This is a genomic window from Pseudoalteromonas sp. SCSIO 43095 (assembly GCF_023650455.1).
Taxonomy (GTDB): domain Bacteria; phylum Pseudomonadota; class Gammaproteobacteria; order Enterobacterales; family Alteromonadaceae; genus Pseudoalteromonas; species Pseudoalteromonas tetraodonis.
The window spans coordinates 2559271-2578323 of sequence record NZ_CP087995.1; the positions used below are offsets into that span (position 1 = coordinate 2559271).

20 protein-coding genes and 1 pseudogene are annotated in these 19053 nt (G+C 41.0%); 11 read left to right on the forward strand and 10 right to left on the reverse strand.

The window, feature by feature from the left end; all coding sequences use genetic code 11:
• From LOC50_RS12035 to tnpC, 6 genes and pseudogenes are all read right to left on the reverse strand, one after another.
• A complete protein-coding gene (locus tag LOC50_RS12035) occupies positions 1-1500 on the reverse strand; it encodes an efflux RND transporter periplasmic adaptor subunit (protein ID WP_069439790.1) in 1500 nt (499 codons plus the stop codon).
• Complete coding sequence (locus LOC50_RS12040) at positions 1490-2815, reverse strand: TolC family protein (protein WP_250653281.1); 1326 nt, start codon at positions 2813-2815, stop codon at positions 1490-1492. The genes LOC50_RS12035 and LOC50_RS12040 overlap by 11 nt, the downstream gene beginning before the upstream one ends.
• Positions 2816-2918: 103 nt before the next feature.
• A complete protein-coding gene (locus tag LOC50_RS12045; RefSeq protein WP_036980302.1) occupies positions 2919-3293 on the reverse strand; it encodes a hypothetical protein in 375 nt (124 codons plus the stop codon).
• 63 nt (positions 3294-3356) lie between these two features.
• Positions 3357-3965 (reverse strand): paraquat-inducible protein A, encoded by a 609-nt coding sequence (locus LOC50_RS12050; RefSeq protein WP_250653282.1) that lies wholly within the window; start codon positions 3963-3965, stop codon positions 3357-3359.
• 53 nt (positions 3966-4018) lie between these two features.
• Positions 4019-5293, reverse strand: a complete 1275-nt coding sequence (locus LOC50_RS12055) for an EAL and HDOD domain-containing protein (protein ID WP_250653283.1) — start codon at positions 5291-5293, stop codon at positions 4019-4021.
• A gap of 174 nt (positions 5294-5467) precedes the next feature.
• Positions 5468-6184 (reverse strand): annotated as a pseudogene (gene tnpC / locus LOC50_RS12060) (IS66 family transposase); the annotation flags it as partial.
• 397 nt (positions 6185-6581) lie between these two features.
• Here tnpC and LOC50_RS12065 point away from each other — a divergent pair.
• Positions 6582-7148 carry a PhnA domain-containing protein gene (locus tag LOC50_RS12065; RefSeq protein ID WP_036980309.1) on the forward strand — a complete coding sequence of 189 codons (567 nt, stop codon included), beginning with the start codon at positions 6582-6584 and terminating at the stop codon, positions 7146-7148.
• Between the two features lie 135 nt (positions 7149-7283).
• Positions 7284-8090 carry an META domain-containing protein gene (locus LOC50_RS12070; RefSeq protein WP_250653284.1) on the forward strand — a complete coding sequence of 269 codons (807 nt, stop codon included), beginning with the start codon at positions 7284-7286 and terminating at the stop codon, positions 8088-8090.
• 69 nt (positions 8091-8159) lie between these two features.
• Here the strand turns inward: LOC50_RS12070 and LOC50_RS12075 are convergent, their stop codons facing one another.
• Positions 8160-8999 (reverse strand): 23S rRNA (adenine(2030)-N(6))-methyltransferase RlmJ, encoded by an 840-nt coding sequence (locus LOC50_RS12075; RefSeq protein ID WP_250653285.1) that lies wholly within the window; start codon positions 8997-8999, stop codon positions 8160-8162.
• 238 nt (positions 9000-9237) lie between these two features.
• Between LOC50_RS12075 and LOC50_RS12080 the strand changes: the two genes are divergently transcribed.
• The 9 genes from LOC50_RS12080 to LOC50_RS12120 all read left to right on the forward strand — a co-directional run bounded on the left by LOC50_RS12080 (position 9238) and on the right by LOC50_RS12120 (position 16489).
• Positions 9238-9468: a hypothetical protein gene (locus LOC50_RS12080; protein WP_008113449.1), complete on the forward strand. Its 231-nt coding sequence runs from the start codon at positions 9238-9240 to the stop codon at positions 9466-9468.
• A complete protein-coding gene (locus LOC50_RS12085; protein WP_013466007.1) occupies positions 9468-9773 on the forward strand; it encodes a cell division protein ZapA in 306 nt (101 codons plus the stop codon). The genes LOC50_RS12080 and LOC50_RS12085 overlap by 1 nt, the downstream gene beginning before the upstream one ends.
• Before the next feature lie 56 nt (positions 9774-9829).
• Positions 9830-10849, forward strand: coding sequence for an MBL fold metallo-hydrolase (locus tag LOC50_RS12090; RefSeq protein WP_250653286.1), 1020 nt, complete (start codon positions 9830-9832; stop codon positions 10847-10849).
• Between the two features lie 56 nt (positions 10850-10905).
• A complete protein-coding gene (locus LOC50_RS12095; RefSeq protein WP_250653287.1) occupies positions 10906-12354 on the forward strand; it encodes a transglycosylase SLT domain-containing protein in 1449 nt (482 codons plus the stop codon).
• Positions 12355-12419: 65 nt separating this feature from the next.
• Positions 12420-12908 carry an FKBP-type peptidyl-prolyl cis-trans isomerase gene (locus tag LOC50_RS12100; protein ID WP_008466307.1) on the forward strand — a complete coding sequence of 163 codons (489 nt, stop codon included), beginning with the start codon at positions 12420-12422 and terminating at the stop codon, positions 12906-12908.
• A gap of 21 nt (positions 12909-12929) precedes the next feature.
• Positions 12930-13658, forward strand: coding sequence for an SDR family NAD(P)-dependent oxidoreductase (locus LOC50_RS12105; protein WP_250653288.1), 729 nt, complete (start codon positions 12930-12932; stop codon positions 13656-13658).
• Positions 13655-14494 (forward strand): amidohydrolase family protein, encoded by an 840-nt coding sequence (locus tag LOC50_RS12110; RefSeq protein WP_250653289.1) that lies wholly within the window; start codon positions 13655-13657, stop codon positions 14492-14494. Before LOC50_RS12105 ends, LOC50_RS12110 begins: the two co-directional genes overlap by 4 nt.
• Before the next feature lie 48 nt (positions 14495-14542).
• Positions 14543-16105 carry a S41 family peptidase gene (locus LOC50_RS12115; protein WP_250653290.1) on the forward strand — a complete coding sequence of 521 codons (1563 nt, stop codon included), beginning with the start codon at positions 14543-14545 and terminating at the stop codon, positions 16103-16105.
• A gap of 3 nt (positions 16106-16108) precedes the next feature.
• Positions 16109-16489 (forward strand): hypothetical protein, encoded by a 381-nt coding sequence (locus LOC50_RS12120; RefSeq protein WP_250653291.1) that lies wholly within the window; start codon positions 16109-16111, stop codon positions 16487-16489.
• A 51-nt stretch (positions 16490-16540) separates the two neighbouring features.
• Here LOC50_RS12120 and LOC50_RS12125 read toward each other — a convergent pair whose 3' ends face one another.
• The 3 genes from LOC50_RS12125 to LOC50_RS12135 form a co-directional block, all read right to left on the reverse strand.
• Positions 16541-17716 (reverse strand): mandelate racemase/muconate lactonizing enzyme family protein, encoded by a 1176-nt coding sequence (locus LOC50_RS12125; RefSeq protein ID WP_010391702.1) that lies wholly within the window; start codon positions 17714-17716, stop codon positions 16541-16543.
• A gap of 27 nt (positions 17717-17743) precedes the next feature.
• Entirely contained in the window at positions 17744-18511 is a 768-nt protein-coding gene (locus tag LOC50_RS12130; RefSeq protein ID WP_033103740.1) for a class II aldolase/adducin family protein, read from the reverse strand.
• A gap of 134 nt (positions 18512-18645) precedes the next feature.
• Positions 18646-18969, reverse strand: coding sequence for a c-type cytochrome (locus LOC50_RS12135; protein WP_010391700.1), 324 nt, complete (start codon positions 18967-18969; stop codon positions 18646-18648).
• Positions 18970-19053: the final 84 nt, after the last annotated feature.

The following is a 19053-nucleotide window of genomic DNA, read 5'->3' on the forward strand; positions in this document are numbered from 1 at the left end:
CTACTCGTGCTGACTGTGCATAGCATGCACAGAAGTCATTGTATGGATCACAAACTCACCTTGCTCAATACTAAAGGTAAATGTAACTTCATCATTTAGCTTAAACGCCTCAATGGTTACATTTTTTGCTAACACAAAGTCCATAGTTGCAGGTCCGCGCCCCCACTTTTCAATCGCCTCACGACTAATATTCATAACTCGCGTGCTAGGGTCTATGCTATTAATCACTCCATTCACAGTAGCCATACTTGGGGCACTATCACTCATTGTCATTGTGCTGTGCGAAGGTGCTTGCATACGCTTAAAGTCAGAGCTTTTACTCGACTCTGAATCAATTAAAAACTGCGCAGAAGTAACCACTTCATCTTCTGCCATAACACCCGATAAAATCTCAGTATGAGTCGCATCGCTTCGCCCTAAGGTTACTTCAACCGATTTAAAACGCCCCTCACCAAGCGCAATTACAATGCGGTTTTGGCTACCAGTGCGAATAACCGCCTCTTTAGGCACAATTAACTGCTTTTCAGCTTTTTGGCTATGAATACTCACTTGCGCAAACATATTTGGTTTTAACTGATGACCTTGGTTATTAAAGCGCAAACGCACTCGTAAAGTACGATTTTTAGCATCTAAAGTAGGGTAAATATAATCAACTTGCCCTTGCCAACGTTGACCACTTAAATAATCGAGTGTCATGGTTACCGGTAAGCCAACACGGATCAGCTCAGCTTGGCGTTCAAATACCTCAGCCTCAACCCACACTTCATCAAGCTGAGCAATACTCATCATTGATGTATCTGGTTTAACGTAAAACCCTTCACGAATATTAAGCTCATCAACAACGCCACCTTGGCGAGAATAAAAAGTAATATTTTGTAGCACTTGCTGACTTTTTTGTAAGCGTGAAATAAAACCCTCAGACACATTAAGCGATTTTAAACGTGCTTTAGCCGCACGAATTAACACCGGATTATTGCGCTTTAACGCTAAAACAAACTCTTCTTGGGCGTTGACTAATTGCGGTGAATACAAGGTATAAAGTGGCTCATCTTGTTTAACCTGATCGCCCGCGGCCTTCACATACAATGTCTCTACCCAGCCCTCTACCCGCGGGTGAATATGAATGAGCTGATCTTGGTTATATTGTACATAGCCTACCGTGTTGACTTCATTTTCCAGCACTGCAAACTCCACCGGTGCCGTGCGTACACCTAAGTTATTAATCACGGTAGGTGAAATTTTAACACTGCCGGGGCCTTCATTTTCACCACTGTCTGACTCTTCATAAACAGGCACTAAATCCATACCCATAGGTGATAAACCCGGTTCATCACGACGATAATTACTGTCCATTGGTGCCACCCAATAAAGCGGCTCTTTTTTACTACTGGTTTTGTTATCGCTTGGCATAGTGTGCTCAGCTGGCAAGCTCAATAACACCCCGGCCGTCAGCGCTGCACTGCATATAGCCACCAATGACAATTTTAAATTAGTATTCATAGGTTAGCTCCTGCTGTGTTAAGTTCTTTAAGCTGGCGTCATCAGCACTGGCGTAATAATTTAACCGTGCAATAATAATTTTTTGATCAACGTGAATATTAAGTGCGTCTATTTTGGCATTTAATTCGCTGATCCGCGCTTGCATCACATCCGAAAAATTACCATCATCGCGGGTAAAAGCATTAAGGGTCGCTTGGGATTGCTCGGCCATTTGCGGCAATAATTTAGTTTTATAGAGCGCTGCTCGCTGACTTAATCGTGTTAGTTGGCTGACTTCCTTAAAATACATTCCTTGTAGCTTTTTAAGGGCAATTAATTTTTGAGTTTTTGCCTCTTCGCTATCAGCAATCGCGGCATTAACGAGTTGATCTTGGCGATTGTCGGTAAATAGCGGTAAATCGATACTCACTCCCACAGAGAAAAGGTCTGCTCGCGAGCCCCCCATTGGCATATCATCACGATAACCATATCCCATATTCACACCAATTTGCGGTTTATAGCCTTGCTCGGCCACACTGATTTGAGTTTGCTTTGCCTCTATTGCATTATCAATCGCCATAATAGCGGGGTGCTTTAATAGCAATGCCATTAATTGCTGAAACTCTAACTCCGTGTAGTTTTTTAACGCTGAAACCTGTGAAAAGTCCTCACCAACAGGCTGGCTTAGCATGTCGATGGGCAACCATTGTGTTAACCGCTTTTTAGCACCTTGAAGCTGTTGATCAAGTTGCATTAGTTTATCTTCAAGGCGGGTTAGCTCTAATTGCGCACGAATAATATCTTGTTGGCGTGTTTTACCCACCGAGCTTACATAACTTGATTCGGTAATATCGATTAGCTGAGTAAACAAGGCTTTGTCCTGCTCAATAAGTGCAATAGTTCGCTGCGCTCTGAACGCATTGAGCCATGACTCGGTCACTGTGGTTTTTACCTGCGCGAGCCTATCTTTACGAATCCAAGGCTCTGCCGCAGCCGACTGAGACAGTGCTTTTTGCTGCAATGCCAAACTATCGCCTCGGCTTAACGATTGGCTAATTCCTACTTTAAATTGGGCCATATTCTCTTGATCAAAAGCAAAACCATTAGTGGGTAAGTTCATTAACCCTAGCGTGAGTACCGGATCAGGTAAGGTACCTGCGGCAATACTTTTTGCTTCAATTGATGTTTGTTTTTGTTTGCTGGCTTTAAGCCAAGGCTCATGGTTTAAGGCATAGTTAATTGCCTCATTTAAACTCAGCTCAGCACTGTGTACAGAGAGACTAATGCTCAATAAGCTGCTCACAAAAACAGCTTTTAATACTGCGAAGTGATTCATCACTTGCTCCACTTAAAATTCAAAAATAAAAAACGATTAATTTTTTAAGCAGATAGATGACAAAAAGCTAAATGACTAGATTTTAAATACACCTATCCTGCGGTTATGCAGGCATAGGAGGACGATAAAGAGATCGTGCAAAATTAGGTTTGCGCTGCATGACAGCAAGGTGCACTTTTTCAGGGGGTAATTTGGAAGCTATAAATAGCGAGTTTACATGCAAGGCCGAATGCGAATTACAAGCACTCATCGGGCAACTGCAATCTTGGGTTAACGTGCTTTGCTCACTACAGCAATCCATAGACATGGTTGTTGTATCAGTGTCGTCACTCATCGCCATTTCACTATGCTGCATCGATGCATGGGTTGCCATGTTCATATGCGGCACATCACATACCATAGATACAGACGCAACGGCTTGACCCACAAAAGTGAGTAGCAAAGTTAGCGTGAGTAAAATACAGTAAATACGTTGCAATGAATTAACCTAATAATAAATAGACATTTAAAGTTTATGGTAACTGCGTTTAAAACTCAATAATTAACTGGTTTTTACCACTGGCTTTATCAAGCTACTAGCCGCAATAGCGAACAGGCAATAGCCGGTAAAATACCAAAAACCAGTACCAAACTCAGCATGCACATTTAGTAAGTCTTCTGAGTTCGCGTTTGCATTACCAGCCATGTAAGCCACGATTAATGCAATAACAAACACATCCACCATACTCCATTTACTTAAGCCAATTATCACTTTACCAAGCTTGTACTTAAATGAAGTCTCCTTCAGTGCACAATAAAACAATTGAAGCAGCAGCTTAATTGTTGGAATCACTATTGAAAAAAACGCCACTAATATCGCCACTAAGTAGTTTTTGTTATCGGCCAGTTCGTTAACGGTGCTCCAAATACTGCGCGTTTTTTGATAAGCGCTGATCTCGCCTTCAAGTTTGTCTAATCCCAGCATACTCGAGATCATCATTAGCATATTGCGGGTGTTTTGATTTCCTTCATCTGCCAGCATTTCAATACCGGCTTGAGCAAGTTTAGATTTATCAATTTTGCCTTCCATACTCAGCACTGGCTGAGTCACCCCGGGGATTAATAAAGCTAAGGCTATTAAAATAGTCGTGATAGGTAAAAATAAACGCATGCTGTTGTACTAAGTAAAATCAATATGTGCCAATCATACCCAAACGCTTTGCGTTAGTCTTGTTCAATAATGGTGGCTAATAACTCATCCGCATACTGGCGTGCATCCAACATGGCGCTAAATACGGTCTCAATATTCGAGGCTGGGCGAATAGTTTCTAACAACTTTTTAGCCATTAGCCAGTTATCTTCTTCTACCGCTTTGACTAAATGCAATGAATTACCCATCATGCCTTCAAAACTTAAAAGTGCACCAGATAATTCAGCCCCTAAACTAAACTCTTTGGCAATAGCTTCCAGTTCCATATCTAAAATAGCATCAAGCACCGACATTAAGCCGACTAAATAACCTTGTTCTGCAATGACTTTTCCGCCAGGCTCTAAAATTATTTGCATAAACTGCGCTCGACATAAGCCTAAACGAGTAAGTTCACTAGGCTTGTCTGAGCCAAGTTCGCTCAGCACCAGTACTCGTACAAACTTTCTAATAGAATCTTCCCCTAAATACACAACCGCTTGTGGAATTGACGTAATCACTAAATTTTTATTAGCAGAGCGAGCATTAACTAGTTTGAGAACACGTGCGGTTAAACCCACATCTTTAGAAATACGTTGATTAATTTCATTAAAATCCAAGTCAGGACGAGATGTGCAGCGCAATAAATCAAAAACCGCCATTTTTAACGGCTCAACATTACCGTAACTGAGCATTTCTGGCTGTGCAAAAAAGAATCCTTGAAAGTAATCGCATCCAGCCTCTTTAAGCTGCCTAAATTCGTCATAGGTTTCAATTCGCTCTACCACTATTTTAACCTCAGGGTGATTGCGTTTGAGCTTTTTAAGTAGCATGGTGGTTTTTATTATAGGCTCTTCTACTTCAAGCTTTATATAATCAACCAAATTGAGCAAAGGTTGCCATTTTTTATGCGCGTCATAATCATCTAACGCAAATACATACCCTGCTTTTTTTAGCTCAGTTACTCGTTGAGTAACAAGCTCGATATTTTCAGTACGCTCAACAATTTCAATTACAGTATTTTCAGGCTGCAATAATGTAGGTAAATCCTCTAAAAGCCCTTCGCTAGATAGGTTTATAAACACGGTCTGATTAAGCGCCAGCTTTTCCACCCCAACCAGCATTAACGCATTAAAAAAAAGTCGCCCAGTGGCCTGCCCGTCGGTTGTTCCCGCAGGAAAAGCATTATTAACTGAATCGCGATAAAGTAACTCAAAGGCAAAAATGCTTCTATCAGCATGAAAAATGGGTTGCCTAGCAATATATTGAGTGACCAAAATAGATGAATTTTTTACGTCTGGATTATTTGGCATTACCCTTCCTGTTTTGCAGTGATGTAAGCGTTATTTTATTGTTATACCTAACCAGTATAGTGAAACTTTAAAGACTTGCTGCAATTTTAATTCGAATATAAAACAAGCAACTAAGCCTAAAATAAAAAGCTTTTGTAACTATTCAGCCTCATCTGAAATGAATATATCAGGCAGCTAATTTTTGAATAATAACTCAAGGGCTAGGCTTGCAGATACATATTGTTTTTTGCAAGTCGATAAATAGCTTCTCAGCAAGCAGAACATTTCAGCTCCTTGTCTACTTCTAAAACACCCCGGTATTTTTTGATGGACCTTGGTCATCCTAATATCATTCTCGCCTTGGTTGTTGGTAAATGGCACGCCAGTGCTCATCATGAAACGTAAAACATCATCTTGATAATCTCTTAGTCGTTCCAATAATACTCGGGGTTTGGTTCGCTTTAATCGGCCTCGCTGACCTTTCACTCGACTACTTTTATCTGGTGGTGGACATTTAACGTCACCTTGAAGCAATATTTTTTGATATTGATCACGATATTTCTGTTTAGCCCCTTTATCTAGGTCGGGATTATCTATTTGAGCTTTATTTATTTCTTTAAGTAAGGTTTGCATATCCTTCGCCCATTGCATGCCGTCTTGCTCCCAAGCCCTTTCTAATTCTCGGATGTGGTGAGCATTACATAATGCATGTTGGCATTGGGTATATTGATAATATGGCTTCCAATGGTCATGGCATAGCACACCGGTAAAGTGCGGTAAAATACCGCCCTCATCCATCGCTATTTTTCCTCTTTTTTCATGAGGATAAAAATAAGTCCACCAAGCCGTTGATGCACCATGAAGCCATCACCGTTTACCGCCAATATTAATGCCAGTCTCATCAACATGCAAAGTTTGATGCGGGTTTTGTAATGCCGGTTTGATGATACCTTCTGCGCCCGATGACTTTACCAGTGCCGCTGAGTGTTTTATTTTCTTGTAACTGAATTTTAGTTTGCTCAACTATTTCAGTGATATTTATGCTGTTTAAATTCATTAAAGCTAGAGAAATAGGGTAATCGCTCTAGCTTGGCATACTGGCAGGATCAGCCAATAGCTAAAAAAGATCCTTAGAAAATAGTTTGTCTTGGTGAAGAGTTACAATTTATATTCATAAAATAAAAACCTTTATTAACCTTATTTTTTATAAGGTTTTGCTGCTATCAGCCGCTCTGAGCATACCCAAAGGTTATGGTTATAAGGTATAATGTGTTTATAAATTTTTTATAAACTCTCAAGAGCCCCTAATATGAGCATTGAACAAGCCTTAATAGAGCGTAGCAACAACCAATGTGAACTCTGCGCAGCAACAGATAACTTAACTGTATACGAAGTACCTCCAGTTACCGAAGCTCATTCAGATAAATGCATTTACACCTGTCAAACATGTAAAGATCAAATTGAGGGCACCCGCGATTTAACTCCTACTCATTGGCATTGTTTAAATGACAGCATGTGGAGCCAAACACCGGCGGTACAAGTTGTTGCTTATCGCATGCTGATACGACTAGCAGCCGATAATGGCTGGGCACAAGACGCACTTGATATGATTTACCTTGAAGAAGACACATTAACATGGGCTCAGCAAGCGCTTGCTGAAGATGATGATATTAAACACATTGATAGTAATGGCGTAGTGCTACAAGCTGGCGATACCGTCACCTTAATAAAAGACTTAGATGTGAAAGGTAGCAGCTTAACGGCAAAGCGCGGTACTGCTGTGCGCAATATTGGCTTAACCAGCAACCCAGAACATATTGAAGGGCGTGTTGATGGACAACGTATTGTAATTTTAACTAAATACGTTAAAAAATAAGTAACGAATCAAGGCGCCTAGCGTCTTTTTTTATATCTCAGCTTTCTGTATTGGCTGTATTTACAAGTTAAGCGATGATTAAGTAACTTAGCCGTATGCTATTGTTTATATCCGTAATTATATCTAGGAACTGTTATGTTCTCACCAAAGCCAAACTCAATCTTAAAGTCGGTTGCAGGCCTATGTTTTTTAGCAAGTGGCACTCTTATGCTTAGCGCATGTAACGATGACACCACACAGCAAAATAGCGCTGTGAAACAAACAACAGCCTTTCTACCAGTACAAGTTAGCTACCTAGATCGCAGCCTATTAGCGCCTAATTCACAGCTAACCGTTACCTTGGTTGATGTGTCAAAAATGGATGTAGCAGCAACCGTTATTTCTGAGCAGGTAATTGATTTAGTAGGCGCACCTCCGTATAAAGTAGAGCTTGAATACAACCTTGAAAAAATTGATCCAGCCCATCGCTACAGCGTGCGCGCAACCATTAATAATCAAGGAAACTTACTATACACTAGCACAACAAGTAACTCGCCTTTTGCTAATACGGCCTCAGCAGAGCCTTTAGAAATTATTGTTTCAAAAGTAGCGTCAAAGCCAGACGTTGACTTAGTAAATACCTACTTCAAAGCCGTTTCAATCGACGGCAATCCCGTTGAAGTGAATACTAAAGAGCCATTTATTCAATTTAATAGTGACAACACTGTGCACGGTTTTTTAGGGTGCAATAACTTTAATGGCGGTTATGAAGTATCGAAGCAAACGGTTACTTTTACGCAGTTAGCTACCACGCAAAAAATGTGTCATGAAAATATGGAACAAGAAAGTGCCATGGCGGGTGTGCTGCAAGCAGCAACACAATGGCAAATTAACGGTGAAAAATTAGTATTACAAAATGAGGCAGGCAAGCAACTTGCTACCTTTAACGCTGTTTACTTTTAATTAAGCGTAACAATACTCCGCATCTAAGCAGAACAGTATAAAGCCCAGTTAAACTGGGCTTATTTATTTTTATTCGGCAACTAACTGCTCACTGCGATAAAAGCCACTTGGCTTACTCAACAAGCTTACTAGTTCAGGTAGCACGTCATCCATTGCTTGTTTTAATTTCCAGGGTGGATTTATCACTATCATTCCAGAGGCAGTCATACCATGTACTTCTGTATCGGCTTCGGTACCTAATTCAAATAATTGAATATTTCTAATTCCCGCGTCAATTAAACCCTGCTCCATATTATCAATACGTTCTCTGTCCACAACCGGATACCAGATCATGTAAGTCCCTGTTGCAAAGCGTTGATGCGCTTTAACAATGGTTTGTACTACCGTATTGTAATCGTCTTTTATTTCATAAGGTGGGTCTATTAACACACAGGCTCTGCGCGAAGCTGGCGGTAACAAACCAATTAAGCCTGCAAATCCATTTTCGCCGCGTACACGAATAGAGCGCTTACCTTGCATGTTTTCTTTAAGTAAGACTAAATCTCGCGGATGCAGCTCAAAAAACCAGCCCTTATCTTGACGGCGTAAAAAGTGCTCGGCTATTTTTGGTGAGCCTGGGTAAAACGCCAGCGATGCGCTCTCATTAAATGATTTTATTAGCTCAATGTAGTCATTTAAGGCACTGTGTTGGCTAGTATGTTGCCACAGTTTTTCAATGCCATCTTGGTACTCTTGGGTTTTTTGCGCGTCAGGTGCAGCAAGCTCAAAAAAACCAGCCCCCGAATGCGTATCAATATAGTCAAGCGGCTTATCTTTAATTGTTTGATAACCCAGTACTTGCGCTAACACTAAATGTTTAAGTACATCAGCAGGGTTACCCGCATGAAAGGAGTGTCTGTAACTAAGCATTATTTATTTTCACCATACGCTATTTAATAAAATCAGTGAACCATAAGCACACTACTTTGACAGTCGATACCAGCAAAAGCGGGGGTTTACGTGAACCGCTTCTGAATGAAAAAGCCAATAGCGTGAATTATCCCTTAACATAGAATAAAAATCACCTAAAACCAGCGTAAATGCTGGCAAATAAACACACTTTGCTTTACATTTGCATGACATTAATTACAGTTATATGAGCGCATTTATGAACAACAACACTCTTCAACAACTCGAACAACTGATCGACCAACTAATTACCCGTAATAATCAGTTACAAACTGATATTACAGAGCTTAAAGAGCAAAACAGCAAGCTACTTGATGAAAATGAGTTATTGCAGTTAGAAGCCCTTGAAAATGAAGAAAAACAAAAAGATGCAAGTACCACCTTGTCATCATTGTTAGATAAATTACAAAGCGCGCAACAGGCAAGCTAATGTCTGAGCTGCAAAACCAGCGAGTCACTGTTGAATTGCTTGGTAAAGAGCAGCAATTTGCTTGTCCTGCGGGGCAAGAAGAGGCACTAAAAGCGGCCGCCAAAAATCTGAATGATTTAGTTGAACAAATGAAACAACGTTCAACAGTCAGAAACGATCAAAAAGCATTACTTATGGCTGCCTTAAATTTAAGCCACGAATTGCTTGAAGCGAAAACTCAAAAATCAGTTGAGCTTGAATATCAAGATCAACTGATTGATAAATTGAGTCAATACTTAAGCTCGAATTCTGAGCACACTAAATAAAAGCGCATCTTGCGCTTTTATTGTTTTTACCGTCAAAAATACAGCTAGAAATAAAGATGCAACCATTTTTAAGTAAAACTCAAAAAATAGGTAAGTGCTTACTGCCTTTAATTTGCTTGCTTATGCAAACAAAAAGCGAGGCAGCAATTGAGTGGCAACCGTTGTCAGCTAATATTCAATTTCTTAAGCAACCTGAAAGACTTCGTTTTTACGATTCTAACCAAGTATTAATTGAAGGCAGTGAATGTGCATTACTCGTTGATGCCAGTGGTAACTTTGCGGTGGTAGAACAACTGGTAACCGAGCTAAAACAACGCCTAAAGACGCCTTTGTGTTATTTAGTTGCAACCCACTTTCATGACGATCACTTACTGGGGATGGCGGTTATGCAGCATTACTTCCCAGACGTAAAACTTATTACTCATCAACAAGTCGCTAACGACTTTTCGCTTTACCAGCAAGCCTTAATAGACAAGCTAGAGGGATTCGAGAAAAGCATTGAGCTGAGCTATCAACGATTAGCCACCTTACCCGATGCTGAGCAAGTTCAATGGCGAGAAAAGCTTACCCGCGCTAAAAAGCGCTTATTTCGCTGGCAAGACTATCAATTAACACCACCAAAAATGAGTATTAGTGAATCTAAAACGTTAGATTTAGGTGGCTATACACTCACTATAAACCCGCATCAGGCACATACCAATGGCGATCTAACACTACTTGCCGACAAAGGTAAAACCTTAATTGGTGGTGATATCATCGATTGGTTACCTTACCCTGGGCATGGCGAGCTTAAGCAATGGCAACGCTTATTAAAAAAATATATAAATAATAATACGCTGTCACTTTTTATTCCTGGACATGGCGATTTAGTCGATAAAGTTAAACTAAAACAGTCACTCACGTTTTTAGAAGCGATTACGGAGCATGTTAAAAACAACCCTGAAACCAGTATTGAGCAATTACAAAAAAACTTCCCTAGCGAGGCACTAAAACCTTATCAACAAGAACCACTTGATATAAAATCAAGTCACTTATTTTTGCAATCGGGATTACTTCGCGCTAAAAACAGTCAATAACTGAACACAATGGATTGTGTTAAAATATGGAAATATATTTTTTAAAAAGGAACAAAATGCGTCACTTGATCTTATGCTTTGCCATTGTATTGCTATGCAGCTGTAAAACCACTCAGCCAGAGATCATTGCGCCTGCAGTTCCCACACCTGTAGAGTCAAAACCGGCATTATCAAATACGCCGACCTCTAAAAACACTCACAAAGTCATTAATAAAAAAGCCACAGCCAAAGCCCCTGAAATAGCTCAACCCACAGAGTTATGGGCACGTATTGCTGATAACTTACATTTACCGGTTGAGCAAAATCAGGCGTTAAAAAAACGCATTAACTGGTATTTAAAACAGCCTAATTATTTAAAAATAGTGTCTCGACGTGCAGCGCCTTTTTTATACCATATTGTAAAAAAAGTTGATCAAAAGCGCTTGCCGATGGAGCTCGCCTTATTACCGTTTGTAGAAAGTGGCTTTAGACCTACCGCACGCTCAAGCGAGCACGCTGTGGGAGTGTGGCAACTCGTTGCAGCAACCGCGCATCATTTTGGGGTTAAATCAGATCAATGGTATGACGGACGCCAGGATGTATTAGCCTCAACCGATGCGGCACTTGATTATTTAAGCTATTTACATAAACGTTTTGATGGTAATTGGCTACATGCACTTGCGGCCTATAATACCGGTGAAGGCCGAGTTAAGCGCGCTATAAAACGCAATCAAAAACGAGGTAAATCAACTGACTTTTGGGCACTAACACTGCCAAAAGAAACCGCAGACTATGTACCAAAACTACTAGCACTGAGCTATTTAGTGAAACACCCTAAGGCAAATTTTAAACGGCCAAAGCTTCCTTATAAAGCACTGACTACCTCACTAAATGTGGCAAAACAGTTTGATTTTTCAGTTATGGCCAAGCTCTCTGGCATGGGCGCCAAACAACTGCATGCCCTTAATCGGGGTTATTTAAAAAATCAAAGCTCTCCCCATGGACCGCACACTCTGTTATTACCTATAGAGCAACAAGCTTTATTAAAAAACCGCTTTTTTAAAGCCAATTTTGCAGGCGAATACATCGTTAAGAAAAATGACACGCTGTACGGTATTGCTAGGCATTTTGGCTTGCCTTTAGAAGTATTAAAACAGCTCAATAATAAGCAAAATAACTTTATTGGCGTTGGCGAAAAGCTTATTTTAGGGGAGCCGCAAACTTTGCCTGAGTCGCTCACTATTAACTATAAAATAAGCCCTTATCTAGAACAAAAAGAGCAAATCATTCCAACCATCGAGGTAGATTACCACGTAAAACCCGGTGATAACCTTTGGAATATAAGTCAGTTATACGGCGTTGCTCATAGCGATTTAGCGCGTTGGAATAAATTATCTGCCTCAAGCGTATTAAAACCTGGGACTCAGTTGGTTTTATTTATACCTCAAGCCGCGACACCTAAAACTACACCGGCGAAAAAAGACCTGTTACTCGACTTACAAAATACATTAAATCATCCACGTTAAGTTTCTAAAGCGCAGTATTTCGCGTAAAATTGCCTTTAATTAATTTAAAACTCAAAGAGACAAGCATGCAAATCAGTAAAAATTCGGCCGTTGAATTTCATTACACCCTAAGCGAAGCGGGTGAACAAATCGAAAGCAGCCTAAACGACGCGCCATTAAGTTATATTCACGGCAGCGAAGGCATGCTTCCAGGTTTAGAAACCGCACTTGAAGGTAAAGCCGCTGGTGATAAATTTAGCGTTACGTTATCTCCAAGTGAATCATACGGTGAGCGTGTTGATGACTTAATTCAGCGCATTCCGCTTAAGCACCTTCAAGGTGATGTAAAGGTATGGAAACCAGGCATGACTGCTATGGTGCAATCAAACCAAGGTCGCCACCAAGTAACCATTGTAAAAGTAGGCCGCTTTAATGCTGATTGTGATTTAAACCACCCATTTGCTGGTAAAACGCTGACTTTTGATGTTGAGGTTGTCTCAGTTCGAGAAGCAACAAACGAAGAGATTTCTCACGGCCATGTTCATGCTGAAGGTGGTTGCGGCCACGCACATTAATTGCTAATTAAAGGAACAAGTATGTCAAAAGTTGCAATAGTAACCGGTGGCTCTAAAGGCATTGGCTTTGCTGTGGTTCAGCGATTATTAACGAGCGGCTATCAGGTTCATAACCTAGATATTGAACCCAGTGAGAGTGGTGTTTTTCATCAATGTGATGTTAGTAATGTAACCGCCGTACGCCAGTGTATACAGGCTATTATTGAAAAAACACAACGCATTGATGTACTTGTTTCAAATGCTGGCAAGCACCTAAGTGCCACAATTGAGCAAACCGATGAAGCGACATTCGATGCGTTAATGGCACTGAATGTTAAAGGTGCGTACGCGGCTATACAAAGCGTATTACCAGCCATGAAAGCACAGCAAGATGGCGCTATTGTGTTAATTGCCTCAGATCAGGCCATTATTGGCAAACAAAACTCATTTGCTTATAACCTGACTAAACATGCATTGGCTTCGATGGCTAAAACCACCGCCTTAGATTTCGCAAGCTTTAATATTCGCACTAATGCAGTGTGTCCTGGCACCATAGAAACACCGTTATTTCATAATGCGATTGATGCATACTGCAAAAAAAGTGGCGCAAATAAGGCAGATATTGTTGCCGAAGAAGCTGCTTTACAACCACTTAATCGTTTAGGCCAAGCCGATGAAGTTGCAGCACTGGTAAACTTTTTAGTAAGTCCAGAAGCCAGCTTTATTACCGGCAGTTTGCAACGCATTGATGGCGGTTACACAGCGCAATGAGTACTAAAATTATTGACCCGCATGTGCATTTTTTTAATTTGCTGGAGGGTCAATACACCTGGCTGCAAGGTGCTAACCCACCCGCTTGGCCTAACTTAGATAAAATAAAACAACCGATTAGCGTTGCTGAACTAATCAAAAGTACGGACTTTGAACTCGTTGGTTTAGTGCATATAGAAGCTGGCTTTGATAATGAGCAACCTATTAATGAATTAAACTGGTTAGCAAAGCATATAAAAAGGCTACCTTACAAAGCGATTAGCTTTGCAACAATTAACCAGCCAAATAACGCATTTAAACTAGCACTTAAATATCTAAAACATTCATCCCTTGTCGGCATTAGAGATATCACTGAAGGTCATGATGCCACGCGCTTATTGAGCCCTCATTGTCTCGATAACCTGCGCCACTTGAGCCACTTAAAACTGCATTTTGAAGCGCAATTTGAAATAGAAAACCTCAACATCACCGAGCAACTTATTTCTTATGCCAACCAAGTTAGTGACTTACAAATCATCATTAATCACGCAGGGCTTGCACACAACCTTGCTAACTGGCAACGCGCCATTGAATTACTCGCACAACAGCCTAATGTTGCGATGAAGTTTTCAGGCTTTGAATTACTCATGCTTAATAGCGAGCAGCAAACCCAATGTTTTACACATATTTTAAAGCATTTTGGTATGCAAAGAGTGATGTTTGCCAGCAACTTCCCCGTGTGCCAAATTAACATTAACTACAATGAGTTATGGCAACATTATCGAAGCCTATGTAGCGATGATCTTACATGGCAACATTTGAGTTACAAAAATGCTGCGCGCCTCTATCAACTCTAAATAAAAACCGCTATATTTAGCTCAACAGTTTAAAAAACGAGCATGCGTATGGCCATTCTTAACTCATCTTCTTTTAAATACACATTACTCTCTTTATCGCTAGCCGCTTTATTAACAGGTTGTGGCGGTGGGGGCAGCGACAATGCGACCAACCCAACAACTAATAACGGTGGCTGGACTTCTGGTGTTTTTGCTAGCTCAGGGCAATTTAAAGGTCAATGCCAAGCAATTAATGAAAAAAACTGGCTACGCTCTTGGAGTAACGAAACCTACTTATGGTACGACGAAATTATTGATACTAATCCGGCATTAACGTCAGGCGTCATTGATTACTTTAATACTTTAAAAACGGAGCAACTGACTGAGTCGGGTGCGAAAAAAGATAACTTTCACTTTAGTTTGCCAACCGATGAGTGGCAAAGACAAAATCAATCAGGCCTAAGCTTTGGTTATGGCTTTAATATAAAAATAATCGCTGGTAGTGCGCCGCGCCAAGCAATTGTTAGCTATACCGAGCCAAATACCCCTGCTAGTAATCAAAATATTATTAGGGGCTTTGAGCTTTTAGAAGTTGATGGTGTTGATTTTATTAACACGACCTCATCAAGCGAGGTAGCTATTATTAACGAAGGTTTATTCCCAGAACAAACAGGTAAAGTTACCGAATTTGTATTTAGGGATATCAGCACTAATGAAAATCGCATTGTTACGCTCACATCTCAAAATATCGAGTCGCAACCAGTAATGAACGTACGTACTGATTTAGCAAACGGCGATGTGGGTTACTTTCAATTTAATAGCCACAACGCGATAGCCGAAACGCAGCTTTACAACGCCTTTAACCAACTCGCTGCCAGCAGCATTAAAGATTTAGTCATTGATGTGCGCTATAACGGCGGTGGTTTGTTACAAATGGCCAGCCAAGTAGGCTACATGGTGGCAGGTAGCAATACCCAAGGCAAAATATTTGAACGCACTATTTTTAACGATAAATATCCCAATACCAACCCTATCACAGGGCAAACACTGACCCCCATGCCCTTTACAAATCGTTTTGTCGGGTTTGAAAATAACCCTGCAATAGCTGCAGGCACCCCATTACCAACGTTAAATTTAGATCGGGTATTTGTACTCACCACCAGCAGCACCTGCTCAGCCAGTGAGGCTATAATTAACGGGCTGCGCGGAGCCGATGTTGAAATCATTCAGATAGGGGCTGGCACCTGTGGTAAACCGTATGGCTTTTACCCAACCGATAACTGCGACACTACTTATTTTACCATTCAATTTACTGGCGAAAATAATAAAGGTTTTGGTGAATATTCAGATGGCTTTGCACCGCAAAATACCATTGATAATGCGCGCCAGCCCGTACTTATTGCAGGCTGTGCTGTTGCCGATGACTTTAGCAAACGCTTAGGTGATGCAAGTGAAGGCTTACTTAATACCGCACTTAGTTATAGAGCAACCGGCAGTTGCCCAGCCCCAAGCTCAATAAATAGTGTTCTCGGTTTTGCGCCCACTATCGCCACCGATATGCCTGAAGTAAAAGACGCGCGAATTCAGACTGTACTAAAACAGAATATTATTCTTAGCGATAACATGAGATAAGCAATGAAGATTTTATTAGCAATAACTGCAATTTCGCTATTTTTAAGTGGGTGCTTAGCACAAAGCTCAGAGCCCACACCTAAATTGCAACATGCGTTACTAATTGAGCCTAATAGCGCTAAAGTAGCCGACGCAATTGCGCAGCTGCTGCATAGCTCGCAGGTTCAATTAGCAGACGATGTTTTTGTCACCTCAAGTACAGTTACCCTTGAGCAACTTAATCATAAAGATCCTCAGGGCAACCCTATTGTGGGCAAGCAACTTAATATGCCAGATCAATTTGAGCTCGTGACTAAGGGAGAGCGCTGTTTTGTTCGCCACCTTGATAGCAAAGCAACCATTGAACTAAAACAAGTACTTTGTAAAATAAACCCACAGCGATAAAAAAGCCGGTAAGTGACAACTCACTTACCGGCGATTCCTCCACAGAGTAAACTATTTTATTTCTACACGTTGTGAGCGCATTACAATTTCATCGTTAAGCTCAATCCCAAGACCTGGTTCTTCAGATACTTCAAAAAAGCCATTTTTAGGTTGTGGATCTTGTAAGCATAGCTCTCTATTCCACTTTTTAATTGCGTAAGTATGATGCTCGTGAATTAAAAAGTTAGGGATCGCTGTTTCTAAGTGCAATGATGCCGCCGTTGCAACCGGCCCACCACATACGTGTGCCTGAATACGCACATCAAAAATATCAGCGTAATCACATACTTTTTTAGTTTCAGTAAAGCCACCACATAAGCCGATATCTGGCTGTAGTACATCAATACTTTGATCTTCTAAATAAGGACGTACACCCCAGCGGTTATACAAGCGCTCGCCGCCTGCAATAGGCACAGCTACTTTATCAGCCACTTTTGCATGTAATGAATGGTTTAGGTAATTCACCGGCTCTTCAAAATACATACAGTCAAATTCTTCTGCAATTTCACCAATTTGAATTGCCGATGTCGCCCCTGGTAAGCTATGACATTCAAAAATAATATCTACTTCGTCACCCACGGCTTCACGAATAGCCTGCATACGAGCGCGGTATAGTTTCATTTCTGGACGAGAAATAATATTTGTGCGGTCGTAATAGGTGTTGCCGTCTTTATCGTATTGAATTGGATCGACCTTTACCGCATCGTAACCTTCCGCCACCGCTTTTAGTGCCGCTTCTGCATATTCTTGTGGCTGTACCAGCGCTTTAAATTCACTGTCCCAGTCAAACTGCAGCTGTGATGCATAAGTACGCAACTTGTCGTTAACTTTACCGCCAAGCAACTGATAAACAGGTAAACCCAATGCTTTACCTTTTATATCCCAAAGCGCCGTATCAATCGCACTCATTGCTGCGTAAACCACCGGCCCACCACCTAAACCCCAAAAACTTTCACGTAACATGCGCGACCATAGTTTTTCAGTTTGAAACGGGTCATGGCCAATTAAAAAGGCATCGGCCATTTCTTTGATCATCGCAGCAGCGGCACTGTGACCTAAATCGTACGCAAGACCTGCTTCACCCACACCGCTAATACCTTCATCGGTATGAATTCGAACAAATACCGGCGTCCATGCAGGCCGATCAGGGCAATGAATATCAAAGACTTCAACGCGATTTACTTTCATAAAAATTCCTTATTAACCTTCAGTGGGTTATTTTGCAAAACTAGGATCAAGACGATACGCTTTTCGTAACATGGCAGGCCATGCTAGCTGGCCCCCTGTACTGCCACTGTGAACGACGTTCGCTTGGTTATAAATGTTATCAATAATAGCTTGAGGCACAGCAGTCGCTTCTTGCGCACTTGATTGAATGGCTAACTGTATTTCACAGGCACGCTGAAGGTCATAAAAGCGCATAAACGCATCGCCTACCGTTGGTCCTACTGTTAAACCGCCGTGGTTGACCAATAGCATATGATTGGTGGTGCCTAAATCTGTTTGCAGGCGTTTACGCTCATCGTCATTCACCGCTAAACCTTCATAGCCATGGTAAGACAGAGACGGCAATGAAAACATCGAATACTGACTTAGCGGTAACAGCCCTTCTTTTTGTGTTGCAACCGCAATGGTTTCTTTGGTGTGCAGGTGTATAACGCAATGTGCATCCTCACGTACTTCGTGAATGGCACTGTGAATAGTGAACCCTGCAGGATTAATATTAAAGGGTGTATCGTCAATAATGCGGCCATTTAAATCTACTTTGACTAAGTTAGATGCAGTGATCTCATCAAACGTTAAGCCAAAGGCATTCACTAAATAATGATCAGTGCCCGGTAGGCGAGCAGAAAGGTGCGTATAAATTAAATCCCCCCAACGAAAATGGTCAACTAATCGATAACATGCGGCTAAATCAACACGTAGTTGCCACTCTTGTTCTGATACTTTATTTTTTAAATTGAGCTGGGGTAAATCAAACATAACAAGCCTTTTAAAACACAGCATAGCGCTAGTGGTTGTAGATGTTTAGAAGTCTAAATGAGTATTGACATGATGGCAATCACCAAATAAAAAAGCCACACATAGGTGTGGCTCTTTTTAATTAGCGTTAACGATTATTGTACTTTTGATAGGTAATCGGCAATCGCTTCAAATTCTTCATCAGTCACAGTCGCAACCATCGCTTTCATCGCCATAGACATACCGTTGTTACGAGCGCCTGACTTGATGTCTTTCATTTGCGCTACTAAATATTCTTTGTTTTGACCATTTAGTTTAGGGTACATCGCCATAATAGGTGCTTTACCTTCTGCACCATGACATGTTTGACAATTTTTAGCTGTGTAAAGTGCAGCGCCATCTGCAGCGGCTGCTGAAAATGAAAAACTTGCGGCTAAACCAATACCCGCGCCTAACAAAAGTGTTTTTATCTTGCTCATTGTATTTACTCTTCTTTTTACGGTTAAAAAAAACGGTTGTGATTATTGTAGTCAATAAATCTTTAAAAAGCATACGTCCTTGGA